General features: G+C 43.4%; 3 protein-coding genes. 2 read left to right on the top strand and 1 reads right to left on the bottom strand.

Features of this window, described 5'->3' with window-relative positions:
• The first annotated feature begins 459 nt into the window (after window positions 1-459).
• Window positions 460-2943, top strand: a complete 2484-nt coding sequence (locus DW917_RS16440) for a BspA family leucine-rich repeat surface protein (protein ID WP_118120459.1) — start codon at window positions 460-462, stop codon at window positions 2941-2943.
• A gap of 16 nt (window positions 2944-2959) precedes the next feature.
• On the top strand, window positions 2960-3127 hold the full coding sequence (locus DW917_RS17410; RefSeq protein ID WP_158570238.1) for a hypothetical protein: 168 nt from the start codon (window positions 2960-2962) through the stop codon (window positions 3125-3127).
• A gap of 169 nt (window positions 3128-3296) precedes the next feature.
• On the opposite strand, the gene DW917_RS16435 is transcribed toward DW917_RS17410, so the two are convergent.
• Window positions 3297-4025: Rpn family recombination-promoting nuclease/putative transposase (locus DW917_RS16435; RefSeq protein WP_118120457.1), on the bottom strand; the 729-nt coding region annotated here is incomplete at its 5' end.

Below are 4025 nucleotides of genomic sequence, written 5' to 3'. Positions count from 1 at the left end.
GCAAATGCCTTTTATGATTAGCATTTACCTCCTACCCGATTACCGCATCTTCAAGAACAAAGAAGGCTGTTCTCCAACAGAGTGGAGAGTCTCACAAAACGACAAAAAGGTGTTGCATTCATAGGAATGCAACACCTTTTTGATAGGAATGCAACACTTTTTAGGGGAATGCGACACCTTTTTTGAAAGAAAAACATTATATTTGCACCATGAAAGAAATATTTGAAACCATGCCAAGGATAAGAACTCGCCCTGATTATCATCGGGCAGCACTCATGTTAGGTATTATCTTCGGATATCTTTTTATTTCTGGCATCCATATTCATCATGCTGTTAAACCTCTTGTATTCCTGGAGTGAACTTAATAATAAGCAGACAATTATAAATAACAAATACAGTATTAATTTATGAAACATTTTACCAATCAATCCTATGGGTCGCAAGCCGGCCGTATGAACAGTGGGGGGGGCGAAGTTCCGTAGATTCGCTCTGTTCCCATTGATGTTGCTCATGTTGTTTCTTCTGCCAGCCAATATGGTGGCGCAGACATCAGCTTCCAGTTCTAAGTATATAGCAACGTATGAATCCTCCACCCAAACCTTGACTTTCAAGAAATTTGTGGGAGAAACCCTTCCTGATAATAGTGTTGTTGTGGAAGATAAGATGAGGGTGGATGCTATCAATAAGAATTTAGGGAATGGCACGATTGTGCACATTGTTTTCGATAAGAGCTTCAGTACATACAAGCCTACATCGTTGAGCTATTTCTTTAATCGTCTCACAAAACTGGAAACAATTACAGGCCTGGAATATCTGAATACTGAGAAGGTAACGGATATGAGCTACATGTTTTATAACTGTGTTGCTCTCACCTCTCTTGACGTCACTAAGTTCAATACAGCGAATGTGAAGAATATGGGAAACATGTTCTATAGTTGCTCAGCTCTCACCTCTCTCGACGTCACTAAGTTCAATACAGAGAATGTGGCAAATATGAGTTACATGTTCTATAGCTGTTCATCTCTTAAATCGCTCGATGTTACTCATTTCAATACAGCGAATGTGAAGAATATGACCAGTATGTTCTCTGGCTGCTCATCTCTCACCTCGCTAGATGTTACTCATTTCAATACAGCGAATGTGACGAATATGATCAGCATGTTCTCTGTCTGCTCAAAACTCACCTCGCTCAACGTCACAAACTTCAATACCGCGAATGTGAAGAGTATGAGCCACATGTTCAATTCCTGCTCAGCTCTCACCTCACTCGACATCACAAACTTCAACACAGAGAATGTGACTAATATGAGCTACATGTTCAATTCCTGCTCATCTCTCACCTCTCTCTATCTCACTAACTTCAATACAGAGAAGGTGACGAATATGGAAAGGATGTTTTCTGACTGCCAAGCTCTCACCACCATCTACACCAGCAGTGAGTTTGTAACAACCCAGGTATCTAAGAGTAGCGGTATGTTCACAAATTGTGAAAAACTCAAAGGTGAAGAAGTATGGAAAAAATACAAGGCTACCGACAAGACTTATGCCAAGATAGAAGGTGGATATTTTAGTGTTGGAATCCCTATGGTGAAATATGCTGACGGCACGCTGACCTTCTTTCTCGCATCCAAGGAGACTTTGGGAGAAAATGAGTATGAACTCAATGGTGGTAAAAATTTACCTGGATGGATGAAACACACATTAGGCATTACCAAGGTTGTGTTCGATACTTCATTTGCTAATGCAAGACCAACGAGTTGTTATAAGTGGTTCTATTGGTGCGAAAACCTGAAGCAAGTAGAAGGCATAAAGAATCTGAATACCAAGGAGGTTACGAATATGGTAGATATGTTCTGTGAATGCCGATATCTCTCTTCGTTAGATGTCTCAGGTTTCAATACCGAGAAAGTGACGGATATGTCCGAAATGTTCTATGACTGCATAAGTCTCAAATTGCTCGACATCGCCAAGTTCAATACTGCGAATGTGACTAATATGCAAGGAATGTTCTATAGCTGCTCTGCTCTCACAACCATCTACGCAAGCGATAAGTTTGTTACGGGTCAGGTTACTGATGGTTCTAACATGTTCTCGAACTGCACAAACCTCAAAGGTTTTGTAGATTATAAGAATAACTCAGACAAGACTGACCACATCTTTGCCAACTACAAGACTGGCTACTTCAGCAAGCTGGTGGGCAAGAATGGTGATGAGAAGATAGGAGCAACGGGCGAAACTCTTGCTGCCGAGAAACTCGTTCTTGCCGATGACAAGGACTTCGTGGCTTACGAGCCGTTCGCAGCCAAGACTGCATCTTACAGCCGCACGATGAAGGAAGGTACTATCTGGGCTACGCTCTGCCTGCCTTTCGAGGTAACGCTCGATGGTCAGAACTTCCGTGCCTTCAAGCTTCTTTCGGCTGATGATGCTACAGAAACCGTAGAACTCGAAGAGATAAAGACAAGCATCGCGGCTGGTACTCCTGTTATCATCAAGATGAAGGATGGAGCAACACAGCTCAAATTCTCTGAAGCCGACAAGGCGATTGCTAAAGATGTTCAGACCTCAAAGACTGCTAATAGCAACTATCAGCTCCAGGGACTCTATACCCAAAAGATGTTCAGCAAGGATACTGACAACAACTGCTACATCGTGAAGGGCGACAAGCTGATGAACCCAGCCAAACTGTTGCAGGAAACAACAACAGAGTTTGTGGACAGCAAGTCTTTCCGTGCTTACATGGTAGATAACTCTTCTGCTCCTGCAGCAGGTGCCAGAATGTTCAGCATCAGCGGTGGTACCACAGCCATCGAGCAGTTGGAGACTACAGCAGATAGCAAGGCAGAATATTACGACCTCCAGGGCCGTCGCCTCCCGGATTTGCAGAAGGGCGTGAACATCGTGAAGCGTGGCGGCAAGACCATGAAGGTTATCATCAAGTAATATAAATAGAAATGGTATGAAAAAGGAAAAATATATCAAGCCAGTGCTTAGCGTCATGGAAAAGAGAACCACTGTTATCCTCGCCAACTCGGTTATCCAGAAGGCGGCAGAAGAGGATTACAGCGATGAAAATGTGAAGGATTTCTGGGATAATTCAACTAATAAGGGAATTTGGGCCGATTAGTTCCTGATTCTCTGTACCCCCACCAGGCAGCACATTTGATGCCTGGTGGCAAAATAAAAGCCGCACTTCAGGAAAACGACAAGGGTCTATATGCCACGATGACAAGGTGGCGTATAGACCCTTGATTATATGGTGATATTAGAAATCTACATCTCCGCTATTGTATTTTTTATGAATTGCTTAGATTCTTAATGATTTCCAAAGGCAGCTGGGTAGCTTTGGCAACCTGCTCGGCAGAAAGTCCCATTGCCAGCAATCGTTGTGCTGTTTCTGTGTTGGCCTCATGTTTGCCTTCAGCTCTACCTTTCTCTATGCCTTTCTCCATTCCCTTTTCCATACCGATTTCTATTCCTTCAGCAAGACCTTCTTGTTTTGCCGTATCAATAGAGTTCTTGATGTCGCGATAAGCCTTCTTACTAGCTTCATACTCCCTCATTTCCTGCGGAGTAAACTTGGCAATTTCGGCTTCCTCAAAGAGGCGATCGAAGACCTTGTCGCACAGTTCTTTCGGGCGCTGGGTAAGCTTATAGAGGTTCTTCAGTGCATAGAGCCACTTCTCGTAGAGCGTATCCAGTTGTTCAAGGGTTTTGTTGAACTTGGCAATCTCTACATAGATAAACTCCAACTTATCGTAGAAAACCTTGTGGGTAGCGGTATCGCACAACTGTACATGATGGCGGATCTTCTCTTTGTCGAATGCATCCTCGTTCATGCAGAAGTTGAGCAGGGCTACGGTATAGACATGATTGAGCTTGAAATCCCAGTCATTCCCCTTAGGTGCCTGCTCACGGATAGGGAAGGTTGAGTAGAAGAGGGAGCGATCCTTGAAATACGCCTGATAAGCATTCTGCATTTCAACGATGAACTTCTCGCCGTTTTCGCCCTCGCAATATACATC

Source organism: Prevotella sp. AM42-24, assembly GCF_003461825.1.
In the GTDB taxonomy this organism is placed as follows: Bacteria; Bacteroidota; Bacteroidia; order Bacteroidales; family Bacteroidaceae; genus Prevotella; species Prevotella hominis.
Note: the sequence above shows the minus strand (reverse complement) of the source record. Positions and strands in the feature narration are given on the sequence as shown.